This window comes from Nonomuraea mesophila (genome assembly GCF_004352805.1).
GTDB classification, from domain to species: domain Bacteria; phylum Actinomycetota; class Actinomycetes; order Streptosporangiales; family Streptosporangiaceae; genus Nonomuraea; species Nonomuraea longispora.
The window spans coordinates 1-14,679 of the sequence record NZ_SMLD01000112.1; the positions used below are offsets into that span (position 1 = coordinate 1).

Consider the following 14,679-nt stretch of genomic DNA (forward strand, 5'->3'; position numbering starts at 1 on the left):
GTTCCGGGGCCGGAGGGGTGGTCACGATCATCGTCCGCGACGACGGGCAGGGGATCGACCCGTCCGAGCGGACCCAGGCGCTCCGGCGGTTCTGGCGCTCGCCCCGGCACCAGAACGTGCCGGGAACCGGCCTCGGGCTGGCGATCTGCGCCGACCTGGTGGGCGCGGCCGGGGGCGAGCTGCAGCTGGAGGACGGGCTGCCGCGCCCGGACGGGTCGGGGCACGGGTTCGCCGCGGTGGTCGCGTTGCCCGCCGTCCCACGGGTGCCGTCGTCAGCCGAGGCCCCGGCGCCCGCCTGAGCCTGCGTGACGCCTGGACGCCTGGCGGAAGTCAGCGTTTGTGCGCGCGGAACCAGGCGGCCGCGCCCGGATGGAGCGGGATCGATGCGGTGGAGATCCCGGTCCGTACGTTGATCTGCCACGCCTCGGGCACGGCGTCGGGAACGGCTCCTGCGGCGCCCGGCGCGGCGGGGGCCGGCGTGCCGGTGTGCGTGAAGATCGTGTCGGTGATGGCGTGGACCAGGTCGTCGGGCAGGTCGTTGCGGGCGAGCAGCACGTTGGGCACGGCGACGGTGCGAGTGGCGGACACCCCGGTGTACGCGGTCGCGGGGATCGTGGCCGGGGTGTAGGGGCCGGGAAACTTCGTGAACAGCGCGGGCGCCTGCTCGTCCAGGTGGATCAGCCGGATCTCGTGCCGCTGAGCCAGCTCGGTGATGGCGGGTGTCGGGACGCCGGTGAGGGAGAACATCGCGTCGATCTCGCCGTCGCGCAGCGCCGCCGCCGATGCGGCCTGACTGAGGTATTGGCCGTCGGCGTCCACCGGCACCGACTCCAGCACCCGCAGCGACGTGAACTCGGTGCCCGAGTCGCGGGCGCCGAGCGAGACGCGCTTGCCCTTCAGGTCACCGAACTCGTCGATCGGCGAACCGGCCATGACCACGAGGTGCAGGTGGCTCTCGTACAGCCTGCATATCGCCGACAGGCCCTCGGGCGCGCTGCCGTCGGGGCTGATCAGCGCGTCCAGGCTGGTCAGCCCGAGCTGCACCTCACCGGCCCGCAACATGCGGATGTTGTCGGTGGACGCCCCGCTCGGCACGGTGCGCACCCTGGCGCCCGGCACCTGCTCGGAGATGTGGCCGGCCAGCACGCCGCCGATGCGCCGGTAGACCGCCCCGGCCGGCCCGGTGGCCAGGCGCAGATCGACCCGGCCGATCTCGGGCTGCTCGGCGCACCCGGCGAGCAGCCCTCCGGCGGCGAGGAGCACCGCCCGCCGGCTGGGCCGCGGCTCCGGGTTCGGCAGCGTCATGCCGCGATGATACGGACTCACAAGCGGGGGGAGACGGGGACGGCCCGCACCTTGGCCACCTCATCCGCGAGCAGCCTGTCGTTCAGCAATTCGAAGTGGTCGTATCTGCGCAGGCCGAAGACGTGGCCCATGTTCTGCCGTCTGGCTCTGGCGTAGATCTCGTTGAAATGGCGATCGTAGTGGACGGAGAACAGAACCCTGATCCTGGGATTCATCCCATGCAACCTGCCGATACGCTGGAAGAAGAGGTCATATCTGCCATCGTCCTCCCAGTAGTTCCACCAATCCTCGGCATGTCGCTGTATGTGCGCCAAATTCTTCTTGCTGATTTTATGGAGATACTCAGACATGTTCTGAAACTCGGTGAGGCTCTGCGGGATCCGGGCGACCTCCTTGAGCTCCGCCAGGGGGTGGGACGGGTTCATCGTGGCGAAGGCCCCGGACACGACCATCGACGAGTGGTTGATGTTGGGATCCAGCAGGAGTATGGCCGAGACACGTGGATCCCGTGTCGGGTGGGCCTGCCAGAATTCACCGAGCCTGATGACCATGTCCGCGCCCGTCGAGAAGCCAATGAGAACCATCTTCTTCTGCGGATACTTTCTGCGAAGACTGTTGAGAGCCCCATTGACGAGCTCCACGTGCGTGGTGAGACCCACCGGCCGGTACCGTTCGTCCCCCGCTTCGTCGGCGTTGAACCCGAAGAGGGTGAGCGCCGCCGTGTGCTCCCGAGCGATGTTCATGTAAGGCCGGAAGTCGTTCGCGTCGAGCCCCAGACCGGGCAGGAGGAACGCCAGGGTCTTGGATTCTGTGGCACGTTCCAAATTCCATTCCTTCGCCGCGGACTCCGTCATCGTGCTGCTCACGCACCATCTCTTCCCCGTAGCCCTCGCCAGGGGCACGGCGGCCGTCAATGCAAGTACGTGCCGAATGGAGTTATCCCGTGTAGCCTATTAAGCCAGCAGGCGTTCTTGCTGTCCATGGCATTCCAGTGCTGCATGGAACGTGCAAATCGCCCACAAGGTCGATTCTGGTGCCATCCGGCCTGCCACTGCTCGCTCCGACGTTCGACTCAAGCTTTGGAAGTAACGATGAGAACCGAACTTGCCGCTTCTCCCGTAGGTGGGTTTTCGGGGCACGGGTTGACCTATATCGAAAATTCCTCGACCTCCCCCGACCTCGTGGTCTTCCTGCACGGGCTCGGTCTGGACGCCGACGACTACCGTGATTACCTATCGCGTCACGACGAGCATCACAGCGTCGCGGTCACGCTTCGGGGGTTCGATGCGAATACCTCTTATTCGGGCAGCCCGATTTCATTGTCCGACCATGTCCGGATGGTCGCCGACCTGGTCGAAGAGATCAATCTGAAGAACCCAGGGAAAAGAATCCACCTGGTCGGGTTCTCGCTGGGCGCCGACCTGATTCTCCGCCTCGCGGAACACTGGAGGTCGGGCGCGTCGCCGGCTCCTCCGATCGCTGCGACGCTGCTGCTCGACCGAACGTGAACCAGTCGACGATGACCATCTCGAAACTGTTCGCCGAGGCCGACCCGGAAGATTCTCTGTCTGCCTTCAAGAAGCTGATCTGCCTCTCCACGGACCTCGACCTGTTCCGCGCGCTGTGCTCCTATCTGCTCAAGGTCTCGAAGAAGGATTTCACCCAGCTCTGGCAGCTTTCCCGTGACATGCTCGACTACTGGGAGCCTGACGGCTACGCCCAGATCGGCGCGAGGCTGGCGTCGATCGCGGGACTCTCCGACGAGGTGCGGGTCGTCCTGTCCGCCTCCTACACCGAGCACCTTCCGTTCCTCAGGAAGGCGGTCCAGCACGAGGCGCGCATCTCGCTGGAGCTCACCGACCTGGGCCACTTCGATCTGATCGCCGAAGACTCTCTCAAGCGCGGGCTGGCCTTCGCCCGCTGAACGGCCCCGCTTCTCTGTGCCGGAGGGCGAGGGTACGCGCGGCGCCGCACCGCCAGGAAGTTACGGCGCCTTCTCCCACACCGAGACGTGGCTGCGGCTGTCACTGGTGAACGGCTCGCGCTTCCAGCCCGCCCACCGCTCGCGCAGGGTCATGCCGGCCAGCCGTGCCATCAGGTCGAGTTCGGCCGGCCAGACGTAGCGGTGCGGCGTCGAACGGGTCTCGAGCCGGCCGTCCACCACCCAGTAATGGTGGGAGACGGCGATCTGCGACGCCACGTCGTACTCCTCGAAACCGAGATGGTCCGGGGTCACGGTGAACGGGTGCACGGTCTGGCCGGGCGGGAGACGCCGGAGCTCAGGGACGTAGACCTCGATGACGAAACAGCCGCCGGGTTCCAGCTGCGCCGCCACGGTGCGGAAGCATTCGACCTGTTCGTCCTGTGTGGTGAGGTTCGTGATCGTGTTGCGTACGAGGTAGGCGAGGGTGAAGGCGGTGCCCACCTGGGTGGTGGCGAAGTCGCCGATGGTCACGGGGATGTCCTCAGCGCCCGGTTCGGTCCGCAGCCGCGCCGCCATCGCCCGCGACAGCTCGATACCGTGCACCCGCACGCCTCGCCGGCTGAGCGGCAGCGCGATGCGTCCCGTACCGATGCCCAGTTCGAGAGCGGCGCCGCCGGGCCCGGCCAGGTCGGTGAGGAACCGTACGACGGGGTCGACGACCGCGGGGTCGAACAGTTCCGGCCACTTGGCTTCGTACGTCTGCGCTGTCCGTTCGTCGAACGTGTCCTCGGGCACAGCTTCACTGTGCCCGCAATGCCGGGCGATGACCAGTCAGACGAGGCCTCCCACCCGGAGGACGGCGCCGAGGCCGCGGCGGCCGCTGACGAGCGTGTGCGCGTACGCGCCGAGCCCGGCCACGGCGGCCAGCCCCGCCGCCAGCACGCCCGGCACGAACATGTCGAGCGCGTAGTCGCCGACGGGCAGGTCACCGGCGTACGGCGACAGGTCCACGGCGGGACCGAGCGCGGCGGGCCGCCCTGGCCCGCTCCGCCGCCCCCACCATCAGGCCCAGCACGATGGCGGCCGGCGCGTACGAGGCCAGCGCGACCGTCACCACCACGAGCGCCCAGCGCACCGCGCTCGTCAGCGGATCGTCCCTGATGGCCGCCAGGGTCGTCTCCTGGGAGGCGACGGTGGCCGAGGGGACGAGCCGCGCCAGCGCGGAGAGCGAGGCGTCCCCTCGGATCAGCAGCGTGTTCACGGCCGGCCGCACCTGGACGTCGATGGGCACGATGAGGAACTTGGGCGGCGGGCCGACCTGCCGGCGCCGCCGGGTGATTCGATGCCGGGTCTGTGCTGGAGCGGGTGAGCGCGGCCCGGTGAGCGGGCGCGCGGTCACCGGCGAGCGGGTGCTCAGCGGTGCTCAGCGGGTGCTCAGTCTCCAGTGTGCGGGTGCGCGGCCTCCGGCGTCATGTCACCTCAGGAACTCCCGCGCGCCCCGCACCCGGGTGCGCAGCCGCCGCTGCGTCAGGCCGCACTCCAGGCGCACGTCCATCGGGCCGGGCACGCCGGCGTCGGCGCGTCGGCCCGCAGGCAGGCGGCCGGGGTCGAGGCCGTCGCGGCGGGCAATGAGCAGCCCGAGCTCGTACCGGGTCACCGCGTCGGCCCCCGCGACGTGGTGCATGCCGTGGTGGTCGGAGACGGCGAGTTCGAGCAGCGCCGCGGCCAGGTCGGCGACGTGCACGGGGCACCGTACGTCGTCGGTGAACAGCGTTCCCGTCGCCCTGCCGGTGGCCAGCGCGTGCACCAGCGCCTCGTGCGGAGAGCCGCCGTCACCGATGATCAGGGACGTGCGGACCGTCACCGAGCCCGGCGCGATCGTGCTCGCCGCCGTCTCGGCGGCGGCCTTGGCGGCGCCGTACGGGGTGATGGGGTCGGGCGGGCACGTCTCGTCGTAGTGGATCGCGGCGCCGGAGAAGACGGCGTCGCTGGACACGTGCACCAGCCGGGCGCCTGCCGCTGAGGCGGCGAGGGCGACGTGCGCCGCTCCCGTCGCCGTGCTCGCCCAGTCCTTCTGACGGTAGGCGGCGTTGACGACCACGTCAGGACGGACCGCGGTGATCACGGCGTCGACGTCCTCCCGCCGGCGCACGTCGAGCGGCGACCACGCGACGCCCTCGGTCGTGCCCGGCCGGGAGAGGTAGGTGGCGTTCACCTCGTGCCCGGCCGAGGCGCACTGCCGGGCGACTTCCCTGCCGAGGCGGCCGCTGCCGCCGACGATGAGGAACCTCATGGTGCTCCCTGTACCAAGATCGTTCGTCGGTATGGGGTGTGGTCCCCCCGACGACCCCGCGAGGTGAGGCGTGCACCAGATCCGTTCGTCGCCGGATGGGGGCGGCACGCACGTGGTGCACCAGGAGAGCGGGTCAGTGGTGCTCGGCGTAGTGGCGCGCGAGCAGGTCCTCGCCCCAGTCATGACGCAGGTCGCGCCACACGGAGTGGATGTGGTTGGCGTCGTCCTGGGTGTTGTCGTACTCCAGCAGGAACGTGGGCCCGGCGACGCAGTAGTAGTGGCCCTGCCCGCGCTGGTCCGATCCCATCCAGGCGAACGTCACCTCGTCGAGGCCGGCGTCCTGCGCCTCGCGCCAGCACGTCTCGCCGTACCAGCCGGGGGCGCGGTCGAAATAGCGGCGGACGAGCCGTTCGAGCAGGTCCTTCGACGGCTTCGACATGTCGGCGTACGCCAGCCCGCGGGGGATGCCGTCGAGGCCGGCCACGGGATCGCTGCGGGTGAGCACGTCGTCGGGAGCCACCTCGCCGGTGATCGCGACCGATCGCTGGTACGGCGTCAGGTCGGCGAGCAGCGCCCGGCCCAGGTCCTCCTCCTCCGCGAGCAGCCGCATGCCCCGCTGCGGCCCGGACAGCACCATGGCGGGTTCGGCGCCCAGGAAGCTGGGCGTGACGGCGATCGAGTCGCCGACGACCGTGATGTGCACGGCGAGGTGGTGACCGTTGACCCGCCACGTCCACGGACCGGCGCCTCCCGGGTCGCCGAAGACCCGGAACCAGTAGCGGTCGCCGTCGATCTCGTCGAGACCGGTCGCCAGGCGGCGCCGGATGCGTTCGAGCTCGATGACGCCCCTCGCCATGCGCGCACCGTTCACGCCGCAGCCGGCGTCGAGCAGGGCGAGCGCCCGTTCCTGCTGCGCGGAGGTCATCTCCGCCACCATCAGCCCCGGACGAGGGCCGGGCAGATAGGACCACTGGCGGCGTTCGGGCGAGCCGAACGCCGCCGTCGCCGCGGCCCTGCGCTCGGTGTCGAGTGAGCTCAGGAAACCGAGCACCGCCTGCCGCATCGTCCGGACGTCCTGGGCACTCATGGGAGGTTCCTTAACGGGAGGAGGAAGCCGTGAAGGTCAGCACACGATCTCTGACGCAACGAACCGCAACATACTGCAATCTAAGCGACATCAACCGTTCAGTGCGCCCGCGTGGCGTGTTCCGCGGCAAAGGCCAGGAGCGGGACGGCGGTGCGCGACGGGTCCTCCAGGATGGGCGTGTGGCCGAGACCGGGCAGCACCTCGACCTTCGCGCCGGGAACCACGCGGTAGCCGGCCGCGGACGAGGATCGCCATCTGCGGTCGTCCTCGCCGAAGATCACCAGCAGTGGCCTGCCGAGCGTTCTCAGCCGGTCCGGGAGCGTACGCTCCCGCAGATACTCGGTGGTGGCCTGCATCGTCGTGGTGAGCGTGTGGAACGTCATGCTGCGCACCTCGTCCAGCAGCTCGTCCGGGATCTCGAAGCCCGGGCGGCTGAAGGCCGGGGCCGCGAACCGGCGGATCTGCTCGTCGGACGGCGGCCACTGCGCGGGCGTGATCGCGGGGGCGGGCGGTGCGACGAAGGCGTCCAGGCTGGGCCCGGTGTTGATGAGCACGAGCGCCGTCACCAGGCCGGGCCGCTGCTCGGCGAGGGCGGTGGCGACCGCGCCGCCGCTGGAGTGGCCCGCGACCACGGCGTGCTCCACGCCGAGCCGGTCCAGCACCACGCCGACCCTGCGGGCCTGCTCCGGGGTCGTGTAGCCGCGGTCGGCCGGCTTGCCCGAGCGGCCGTGCCCGAGCAGGTCGAGCCGGATGACCCGATGGGAGCCGGTCAGCAGCGGCACCAGCGCGTCCCACGAGCGGGCCGAGGACATGGATCCGTGGATGAGCAGCAGCGCGGGCGCGTCGCGGCGGCCGTCCTGGCACACGTGGATGTCGCCGTCGTCCAGGGACACCATCGTGCTCTCCGCGGCCTCGAATGGCGGGCGCGCCGCGCCGTCGGGAATCGTCATGCCGCCCACTGTCGCAACCCGTACGCGCGGGTGGCTTGGACGAATGTTCCCCCTCCAGGCGGCTCGCCTAGCATGAGACGGTGCGGACGTTCGTGCACGGTGAGGCGGTGTGGGAGGTCGCGTGCCCGCCGGGCCCCAGCCTGGTGGACGGGGTCACCATGGCCGGGTTCCGGGTCCATGACCTGGGAGCCCTCCGGATGGTTCCGCACCCGGCCGTGACGCTGATCCTGGAGTTCGGCGCCGGGTCGCCCGTCGTCGACCACGGCGCGGGCCGGCGGCAGCGGGGCAGCATCGCCGCCGGGCCGGGGCTCGGGTCCGCGGGCGCGGTCTGGGCCTCGGGCGAGAGCGTCGAGTGTGTGCAGGTGCGCCTGTCCCCGGTGATCGCGCGGGCGGTGCTCGGCGTCTCACCGGCCGAGCTCGACGGCGCCGTGGTCTCCCTCACCGACCTGTGGGGCCGTGAGGCGTCACGGATCCGCGAACGACTGGGCGAGGCCTCGTCGTGGCAGGACCGTTTCGTCCTGGTCGACGCGCTGATCGCCCGCCGGTTCGCGGCTGGAGTGCCCGTGGACGGAGAGGTGGCCTGGGCCTGGAGACGCATCGTCGGGGGCCGTGGCGTCGTCAGGATCGACGCCCTCGCGGGGCAGACCGGCTGGAGCCGCAAGCGCCTGTGGTCCCGGTTCCGCTCGCAGGTCGGCCTGCCGCCCAAACGCGCCGCGAAGCTGGTGCGCTTCGACCACGCCGCCCACCGTCTCGTCGCGGGTGAGGGCGCGGCCCTCGTCGCGGCCGACGCCGGCTACGCCGACCAGTCCCACCTGCACCGCGACGTCGTGGAGTTCACCGGGGCGACCCCGGCGACCGTGGCCGGAGAGCCGTTCCTCGCGGTCGATCCCCTCGCCTGGTCCGCTCACGTCGCGGAGGTGCTCGGGTCCGGCCGCCGTCCGTCGCCGGATGCAGGCGCCCAAGATCGAACCATTTGACCTCCGGTGGGGTCACACTTGATGACCATAAGTCCGCCGATTCGGAGGATGTTCGTGGACATCATCATCATGATGATCTCGGTGAGTGCCGTTCTCGCCGGAGGCGTCACCTACGCGGTCACCCGCCGCGACCTGCGGGGCGGCGCGAGGGCGGCGGTCGCACTGGCCTGCGCCCTCCTCGTGGGCGGCGCCTGCCTGTTCGTGCCCTGGCTCCCGCTGTTCGCCTTCCTGGGCACCGTGGTGGTCTATCTGGTCGTCCGGCGCCTGTTCACGGCCAGGCTCGCGCTCGCCGCCTCGGGGGTCGTGCTCGTCGGCGGGTGCTCGTTCGCCGTCCTCCTGATGATGAGGGCGCTGGAGACCATGTGACGCGCGGCCGTCACTCCTGACGCAGCCACCGCAGAGCCGCGTCGGCGCAGTCATCGGGGCTGGTGTTGAAGGCGATGGCCGCGCCGGGCGCGTGCCGCCTGACCCGGTTGATCACCGTCTCGAAGAACCCGAGCAGCGGCTCGTGTGTACGGATGCCTCCCCCGATCACCACGCAGGCGTAGTCGTCGCGGGTCAGGGCCCGCACGATCGCCGCCTCGGCGTGCTCGTCGAGCGCCACCAGGCAATAGTCGGCCTCGATGCCGAGGTCGTCGAAACGGGCCCGGCCGCGGGCCAGCGCCGCCTGGACCGGCTCCGGGTCATAACCGTCGATCCGCGCGGGGTCGAGGCCGATCACGAGGACTCGTTCCACCGTCACGTCTCCTTCCTGGCCGTAGGCCGAGCGGGGGTTCAGGCGCGGTCACCCGGGTGGCGGCGGGTCCAGCCCTGTGAGGCGGTCACCGGACGGCCACGCGCGGGCTGAGGTTCGACGGTGCGGCCCTCGTACGGCGTCGAGAGCACGACGTGGGAGTTCATCTCGCCGTGCTCGCCCAGCCGTTCGAGCAGCCCTTCCAGGTGCGGCATCGAGGCGACCCGCACCTTGAGCATCGTGCACCAGCTGCCGCTCAGCTTGTGCACCTCGGTGACCTCGGGCAGGTCCTCGGCGGCCGTGGTCTTGAGCAGGCAGCGGCCGTGCGCGCAGCGCATCTGGACGAAGGCCGTCAGCGGCTGCCCGGCGCTCGCCGGGTCGATGCGCGCCTGGTAGCCCGTGATCACCCCCGACTCCTCCAGCCGCCGTACGCGTTCGGCCACGGCGGGCGCGGAGAGGTTGACGCGCTGGGCGAGCCGGTTGAAGGAGAGCCGCCCGTCGCGCTGGAGCTCGCCGATGATGCGCCAGTCCGTCTGATCCAGCGGTCTGTCCATGTGCAAAGCCTCGCACGCCGGATGCTTTGCGAACCAGAGGCGCACGGCGCTGAAATCCGTTGTTCGCCCATTCATCGGCGGATGCGGCGTTCCTATCGTGAAGGCCATGGTGGTGGAGGCGCAGGCGGGCCGGGCGACCCGCACAGGACGGGCGATGGCGGCGCTGTGCTCGGGCACCGCGCTGATGAACGCGGCGATGGCGGTCGCGAGCGTGGCGGGCACGCTGGTCGCGGGGGACCGGCTCGGGACGGGCTGGGCGGGCGTGCCGGCCACGGCGGGCATCATCGGGACCGGCGCGGGCGCGCTCGTACTGACCCGGCTGACGAACCGCGCGGGCCGGCGCGCGGCCCTGGTCACCGGCTACGTCATGGCGGCGGCCGGAGCCTGCCTGGCGGTCGCCGGGGTCGTCGCGGGCGACATGATCGGCCTGACCGCCGGGATGGCGCTGCTCGGGCTCGGCAACGCGGGGGCGCAACTGTCACGGTACGCCGCCGCCGAGCTGCATCCGGCGCATCGCCGGGGAAGCGCCATCGGGGTCGTGGTGTGGGCGGCGGCCTTCGGAGCCGTCGGCGGCCCGCTGCTGCTCGACGCGTCCGGCGACACGGCCACGGGGATGGGGCTCACGTCGCGGGCCGGGCCGTTCCTGCTGGCCTCGCTCGCCTGCGCGGTGGCGGCGCTGGCCTCCGTCGCGGCGCCCGCGCGGGCGGGCACCGCCGCCGCGCCGCGCATGTCCTTACGGCGGCTCGCCCGCACGCCGGCCGCGCGGTCCGCGCTGGTCGCCATGGTGGCGGCGCAGGTCGTGATGGTCGCGGTGATGACGGCCGCGCCGCTGGAGATGCACCTGCACGGCGACGGGCTGGGCGCGGTCGGGTTGACGCTGTCCGCGCACACGCTGGGCATGTTCGCGCTTTCCCCGGTGACGGGCCGCCTGTTCGACCGTTTCGGCGCCCGGCCGGTGATGCTCGCCGGGCTGCTCCTGCTGGTCGGCTCGGCGGGATCCGCCGCCTTCCCGCCGGTACGGCCCGTGGCCCTGTTCCTGCTGGGCTACGCCTGGAACCTGTGTTTCGTCGCCGGTAGCGGCCATCTGGCCAGGGACCTGCCCGAGTCCGAACGGCTGCACGTCGAGGGCGCGGTCGACGCCGCCGTCTGGACCGTCGCGGCGGGCGCCGGCCTCCTGTCCACCGTGATCATGTCCGCCGGAGGGTACGGCGCACTCACCGCGACGGCCTGCGCCGTCGCCGTCCTGGCCACGCTCGCGCAGGCACGCTTGCGAGGAGGCCGCTGAATCCGGCGGGCCCGGACGCGCTCAGACGTCCTCGATGATCGCCTTGTTGGCCTGCTCGGCCCGCCTGTGGTTGTCGGAGTGCTCGATGATGCCGTCGGCCACCCGGCCCAGGTGCTCGACGATCGACGTGTACGCCTGCGGCATCACCCGCAGCAGGTCCGCGTACTCGGCGTCGAACTCGGCACTGGGCTCCATGACGTCGCTCACCGGGTGCCTGCCTGCGCCGGCGAACGTCTGCCCGGCGAGGTCGTCGAGGCGTCCGGCCACCTCCTGGACCACGTCGGCGGCGGCTCGAAGGCTGGTGTGGTCGACTTCCTGATCGTCGTTACGTGCACGAGCCATCTGCAGATCCTAGTCGGTGCGCGAGCACAACTCACCAATCCGGTGTGGCAGCGTCAGTCACGGGGCGGAGATAGCGATGCTTCCACTCCTGCTCGAACTGCTCCTCGTAGCGGAGGGACCGCGCCCACTCGCGCAGCGCCTCGCGACCGGCCTCGTCTCCGACGCGCCGCTCCGCTTCGGCGGACAGAGGGGGCAGGTGCTGCTGCTGCCGTTGGTAGTTCTCCCGGTCGACCGCGACCTTGTACGCGCGCCCGTAGTCGCTGCTCCAGTCCTCCGGCTCTCCGCGGGCGGCCGCCAGCTGCATCCGCATCTCGTGCGCCTTGACCTGCCCGTCGACCTCCTCCTCGATGGCCGCCTTCACGTACTCGTCCCGATCCATCCCGATCGGGTACGGATCGCCGTCATTACGGGCATGGTTCACCTCGTGGACAAACACCTCGGCGAGTTGCTCGGGCGTCCGGCCCGCGTAGTCCAGGGCGACCATATTCAGGTCGTCCATGTAGCCCCCGAGAGCGCCTTCGAGGCTGTCCCCCTGGTAGACCACGGTGATGCCGTGGTCCTTGGCGTAGGCGAGCGCTGCCCTGCCCGCGGGAGTCTCACGAAGCACCTCCTCGGTCAGACGCTGTGCCTCCTCGTTCGAGCGCAACGGTACGAGTTCCCACAGGTTCCTGGCCGAGACGACCACCGGAGCCGCGAACACGGGCGCCACCGTATAAGCGAGCATTCTGGCTCGGTAAAGCGTGTCACGGACGACCAGCGCCGTCTGCTGCCGGAACTTCGTTCTCATCTGTGTCAGCGTGCGACGCGCTCCCATGACCCGGGCGTACCGGATCACCGTGCTCGCCGGGCCCGCCGCGAGAGAGGCGAGCAGTGAGACGGCCAGGATCGCCACGATGTAGGTGACGTACGCCTTCCACACCACCCGGAGGATCACGATCGCCATCGTCCCCAGGCCGGTCAGCAACGCGCCTTTGCTGCCCGCCTCCAGCCGGCGTCCAGGGCCGTGCTCGTCCTCCCAGGAGGCCTGGAACGCCGTGACGTCGCCGCCCTTGTTGGCGGTCCACGCGCGCCGCGCGGCCGACTCGACCTCGCCCGAGGACTTGTGCAGCTCGAGGCCGAGATCGACCCACGAACGGGCGACCTTCATGCGTTCCTCTTCGTCCGGCAGGCCGAGGGGTGCCACATCCTTCACGAGGTCGTGCACGCTGGCCAGATGCGGGGGGAGTTCCACTGTTAAGTCCTGAACGACGGGATTGCGGTGGGATCGGACAGCGTATCCCGAACCGGTGTCGCGGTGCACGACTGTCGCGGCTGTCCAGGAGGCCCAGCGGGCGGGGCGGTTCTCATGGAGTTCTTAGACGGGCTTATGGCACTTTTGACTGAAATTTATGACTATGGGGCGATGGAGCGCGTGCCGCAGGAGGCCGGTGCGGCCGAGGCTCAGCAAGCTCACGGAGCCGTGGCCGGAAAGGCCCGGCGGATGGTCATCGGGGGCGGCGTCCTGGTCGTCGTGGCGGTGCTGGCGTACTGGCTGGGGGGCGGCGGTGGCAGCGGCGAGGCAGCCGCGCCCAGGCCGAGCCCGACGCCGACGCCCAGCGCCACGCTCGCCGTGCCCGACGTCTTCAAGCGGGTCGGGCCGTCCGTGGTGGTCATCCAGGCGGGGAAGTCGCTCGGAACCGGGGTGATCGCCGCCGACGACGGGACGATACTGACGGCGCACCACGTCATCAAGGGCACGAAGGAGGTCGACCTCACCTTCTCCGACGGCACCAGGGCGAAGGCCGCGGTGGCGTCCTCGAACCCCGCACGCGACGTCGCGACCCTCAAACCCGCCAAGCTGCCGGAGATCGTCGTCCCGGCGACGCTCGGCGGGGCCGTGACCGTGGGCGCGCCCGTCGTCGCGATCGGCAATCCGCTGGGCCTGGCGTACAGCGTCTCCACCGGCGTCGTGTCGGGCCTGAACCGCAGCGCCGCGCGGAGCAAGGAAGAGGGCGACCTGCGCGGGCTCATCCAGTTCGACGCCTCCGTCAATCCGGGCAGCTCCGGCGGTCCGCTCCTCGACGCCCGCGGCCTGGTCGTCGGCATCGTCGTCTCCATCGCCGACCCCGGAGGCGACGAGGCGTTCGCCGGCATCGCGTTCGCGGTGCCCATCGGGGTGGCTCTGGGCGGCACCGAAGGCGACGGGCCGCCGGGCGACGGGCCCGAGATCTGATCGAAGCCTCACGAGAAGGATCACCAGATGACCTCGACGAAGTCCCCCGAGCCGGCCCATCCGCTTGAACACGTGCTGTTCGAGGTCAAACGGACGATCGTCGGGCAGGACGTGCTGCTGGAGCGCATGGCCGTCGCGCTGATAGCCGACGGTCACCTGCTCGTCGAAGGTGTGCCGGGCCTGGCCAAGACGCTCGCCGTACGGTCGCTGGCCGCCGCGATCGCCGGGAGCTTCCAACGCGTGCAGTTCACCCCCGACCTGGTGCCCGCCGACCTCGTGGGCACGCGGGTCTACCACCAGCACTCCGGCGAGTTCAGGACCGAGCTCGGGCCGGTGTTCACGAACCTGCTGCTGGCCGACGAGATCAACCGCGCTCCCGCCAAGGTGCAGAGCGCCCTGCTGGAGGTGATGCAGGAGCACCAGGTGACGATCGGCCGTGAGACCTTCCGGGTGCCCGAGCCGTTCCTCGTCATGGCGACGGAGAACCCGATCGAGTCGGAGGGCACCTATCCGCTGCCCGAGGCGCAGGTCGACCGTTTCATGATGAAGGTGGTGGTCGACTATCCGACGCAGGCGGAGGAGCAGGCCATCGTCGACCGGGCGCTGCGCCCGCCGGAGCCGCCGCAGGCCATGGTGACGGCGGCCGACCTGGTCGCCATGCGGGCCCGCGCCCACGAGGTGTACGTCGACCCGGCGATCGTCGACTACGCCGTCCGGCTCGTGTCGGTGACCCGTTCCCCCGCGACCGGCGGGCTCGGCGAACTCGAACGGTACGTCACCCACGGGGCGAGCCCGCGGGCGTCCATCGCGCTCGTCACGGGAGCACGGGCGCTGGCGTTCCTGCGCGGCCGCGACTACGTCCTGCCGTACGACCTGGCCGAGCTCGCGCTCGACGTGCTGCGTCACCGTCTCGTGCTGTCGTACGAGGCTCTCGCGGACGACGTCGACGCCGACACGATCATCACCAGGGTGCTCGGAGCGGTCCGGGCGCCCGACGTCGTCCTGCAGAACCGCTGA

20 protein-coding genes are annotated in these 14,679 nt (G+C 70.7%); 8 read left to right on the forward strand and 12 right to left on the reverse strand.

Features of this window, described 5'->3' with window-relative positions; translation table 11 throughout:
* Positions 1-299, forward strand: a 299-nt coding sequence (locus E1295_RS32385; RefSeq protein ID WP_132636344.1) for a sensor histidine kinase, incomplete at its 5' end; no start/stop codon positions are given.
* 31 nt (positions 300-330) lie between these two features.
* Here the strand turns inward: E1295_RS32385 and E1295_RS32390 are convergent.
* On the reverse strand, positions 331-1,305 hold the full coding sequence (locus tag E1295_RS32390) for a TAXI family TRAP transporter solute-binding subunit (protein WP_132636346.1): 975 nt from the start codon (positions 1,303-1,305) through the stop codon (positions 331-333).
* 17 nt (positions 1,306-1,322) lie between these two features.
* Positions 1,323-2,171, reverse strand: coding sequence for an alpha/beta hydrolase (locus E1295_RS32395; protein ID WP_181958076.1), 849 nt, complete (start codon positions 2,169-2,171; stop codon positions 1,323-1,325).
* A 225-nt stretch (positions 2,172-2,396) separates the two neighbouring features.
* Here E1295_RS32395 and E1295_RS32400 point away from each other — a divergent pair, with 225 nt between their 5' ends.
* Entirely contained in the window at positions 2,397-2,813 is a 417-nt protein-coding gene (locus tag E1295_RS32400; protein ID WP_132636348.1) for an alpha/beta fold hydrolase, read from the forward strand.
* Positions 2,814-2,824: 11 nt separating this feature from the next.
* Complete coding sequence (locus tag E1295_RS32405) at positions 2,825-3,229, forward strand: hypothetical protein (protein WP_132636350.1); 405 nt, start codon at positions 2,825-2,827, stop codon at positions 3,227-3,229.
* Between the two features lie 60 nt (positions 3,230-3,289).
* Here the strand turns inward: E1295_RS32405 and E1295_RS32410 are convergent, their stop codons facing one another.
* From E1295_RS32410 to E1295_RS32435, 6 genes are all read right to left on the reverse strand, one after another.
* Complete coding sequence (locus E1295_RS32410; RefSeq protein ID WP_132636352.1) at positions 3,290-4,024, reverse strand: class I SAM-dependent DNA methyltransferase; 735 nt, start codon at positions 4,022-4,024, stop codon at positions 3,290-3,292.
* 36 nt (positions 4,025-4,060) lie between these two features.
* Positions 4,061-4,240, reverse strand: coding sequence for a hypothetical protein (locus E1295_RS32415; protein WP_132636354.1), 180 nt, complete (start codon positions 4,238-4,240; stop codon positions 4,061-4,063).
* Complete coding sequence (locus tag E1295_RS32420) at positions 4,215-4,628, reverse strand: hypothetical protein (protein WP_132636356.1); 414 nt, start codon at positions 4,626-4,628, stop codon at positions 4,215-4,217. Before E1295_RS32420 ends, E1295_RS32415 begins: the two co-directional genes overlap by 26 nt.
* A gap of 75 nt (positions 4,629-4,703) precedes the next feature.
* On the reverse strand, positions 4,704-5,522 hold the full coding sequence (locus tag E1295_RS32425) for a sugar nucleotide-binding protein (protein WP_132636358.1): 819 nt from the start codon (positions 5,520-5,522) through the stop codon (positions 4,704-4,706).
* 133 nt (positions 5,523-5,655) lie between these two features.
* Positions 5,656-6,609, reverse strand: a complete 954-nt coding sequence (locus tag E1295_RS32430) for a DUF3500 domain-containing protein (protein WP_132636360.1) — start codon at positions 6,607-6,609, stop codon at positions 5,656-5,658.
* A 98-nt stretch (positions 6,610-6,707) separates the two neighbouring features.
* Positions 6,708-7,559, reverse strand: coding sequence for an alpha/beta fold hydrolase (locus tag E1295_RS32435; RefSeq protein WP_220449000.1), 852 nt, complete (start codon positions 7,557-7,559; stop codon positions 6,708-6,710).
* An 80-nt stretch (positions 7,560-7,639) separates the two neighbouring features.
* Here E1295_RS32435 and E1295_RS32440 point away from each other — a divergent pair, with 80 nt between their 5' ends.
* Both E1295_RS32440 and E1295_RS32445 read left to right on the forward strand, forming a co-directional pair.
* Positions 7,640-8,536 carry an AraC family transcriptional regulator gene (locus E1295_RS32440; RefSeq protein ID WP_132636362.1) on the forward strand — a complete coding sequence of 299 codons (897 nt, stop codon included), beginning with the start codon at positions 7,640-7,642 and terminating at the stop codon, positions 8,534-8,536.
* A 54-nt stretch (positions 8,537-8,590) separates the two neighbouring features.
* Positions 8,591-8,902, forward strand: coding sequence for a hypothetical protein (locus E1295_RS32445; protein WP_132636364.1), 312 nt, complete (start codon positions 8,591-8,593; stop codon positions 8,900-8,902).
* A 10-nt stretch (positions 8,903-8,912) separates the two neighbouring features.
* Here the strand turns inward: E1295_RS32445 and E1295_RS32450 are convergent, their stop codons facing one another.
* Both E1295_RS32450 and E1295_RS32455 read right to left on the reverse strand, forming a co-directional pair.
* Positions 8,913-9,272 (reverse strand): hypothetical protein, encoded by a 360-nt coding sequence (locus tag E1295_RS32450; RefSeq protein ID WP_132636366.1) that lies wholly within the window; start codon positions 9,270-9,272, stop codon positions 8,913-8,915.
* A gap of 38 nt (positions 9,273-9,310) precedes the next feature.
* Positions 9,311-9,823, reverse strand: coding sequence for an Lrp/AsnC family transcriptional regulator (locus tag E1295_RS32455; RefSeq protein ID WP_132636368.1), 513 nt, complete (start codon positions 9,821-9,823; stop codon positions 9,311-9,313).
* Positions 9,824-9,929: 106 nt separating this feature from the next.
* Between E1295_RS32455 and E1295_RS32460 the strand changes: the two genes are divergently transcribed.
* A complete protein-coding gene (locus E1295_RS32460; RefSeq protein WP_132636370.1) occupies positions 9,930-11,108 on the forward strand; it encodes an MFS transporter in 1,179 nt (392 codons plus the stop codon).
* Positions 11,109-11,129: 21 nt separating this feature from the next.
* Here E1295_RS32460 and E1295_RS32465 read toward each other — a convergent pair whose 3' ends face one another.
* A complete protein-coding gene (locus E1295_RS32465) occupies positions 11,130-11,450 on the reverse strand; it encodes a hypothetical protein (RefSeq protein ID WP_132636372.1) in 321 nt (106 codons plus the stop codon).
* Between the two features lie 31 nt (positions 11,451-11,481).
* Positions 11,482-12,681, reverse strand: coding sequence for a DUF6782 family putative metallopeptidase (locus tag E1295_RS32470; protein WP_132636374.1), 1,200 nt, complete (start codon positions 12,679-12,681; stop codon positions 11,482-11,484).
* Between the two features lie 171 nt (positions 12,682-12,852).
* Here E1295_RS32470 and E1295_RS32475 point away from each other — a divergent pair, with 171 nt between their 5' ends.
* Together E1295_RS32475 and E1295_RS32480 are read left to right on the forward strand one after the other, a co-directional pair.
* Positions 12,853-13,662 (forward strand): S1C family serine protease, encoded by an 810-nt coding sequence (locus tag E1295_RS32475; RefSeq protein WP_132636376.1) that lies wholly within the window; start codon positions 12,853-12,855, stop codon positions 13,660-13,662.
* A gap of 27 nt (positions 13,663-13,689) precedes the next feature.
* Positions 13,690-14,679, forward strand: a complete 990-nt coding sequence (locus E1295_RS32480) for an AAA family ATPase (protein WP_132636378.1) — start codon at positions 13,690-13,692, stop codon at positions 14,677-14,679.

What these genes read in the sequence shown, in the direction of transcription:
- E1295_RS32390 (WP_132636346.1), bottom strand. Translation starts at nt 1,305, where the DNA reads ATGACGCTGCCGAACCCGGAGCCGCGGCCCAGCCGGCGGGCGGTGCTC.
- E1295_RS32400 (WP_132636348.1), top strand. Translation starts at nt 2,397, where the DNA reads ATGAGAACCGAACTTGCCGCTTCTCCCGTAGGTGGGTTTTCGGGGCAC.
- E1295_RS32405 (WP_132636350.1), top strand. Translation starts at nt 2,825, where the DNA reads ATGACCATCTCGAAACTGTTCGCCGAGGCCGACCCGGAAGATTCTCTG.
- E1295_RS32425 (WP_132636358.1), bottom strand. Translation starts at nt 5,522, where the DNA reads ATGAGGTTCCTCATCGTCGGCGGCAGCGGCCGCCTCGGCAGGGAAGTC.
- E1295_RS32430 (WP_132636360.1), bottom strand. Translation starts at nt 6,609, where the DNA reads ATGAGTGCCCAGGACGTCCGGACGATGCGGCAGGCGGTGCTCGGTTTC.
- E1295_RS32435 (WP_220449000.1), bottom strand. Translation starts at nt 7,559, where the DNA reads ATGACGATTCCCGACGGCGCGGCGCGCCCGCCATTCGAGGCCGCGGAG.
- E1295_RS32455 (WP_132636368.1), bottom strand. Translation starts at nt 9,823, where the DNA reads ATGGACAGACCGCTGGATCAGACGGACTGGCGCATCATCGGCGAGCTC.
- E1295_RS32460 (WP_132636370.1), top strand. Translation starts at nt 9,930, where the DNA reads ATGGTGGTGGAGGCGCAGGCGGGCCGGGCGACCCGCACAGGACGGGCG.
- E1295_RS32465 (WP_132636372.1), bottom strand. Translation starts at nt 11,450, where the DNA reads ATGGCTCGTGCACGTAACGACGATCAGGAAGTCGACCACACCAGCCTT.
- E1295_RS32475 (WP_132636376.1), top strand. Translation starts at nt 12,853, where the DNA reads ATGGAGCGCGTGCCGCAGGAGGCCGGTGCGGCCGAGGCTCAGCAAGCT.
- E1295_RS32480 (WP_132636378.1), top strand. Translation starts at nt 13,690, where the DNA reads ATGACCTCGACGAAGTCCCCCGAGCCGGCCCATCCGCTTGAACACGTG.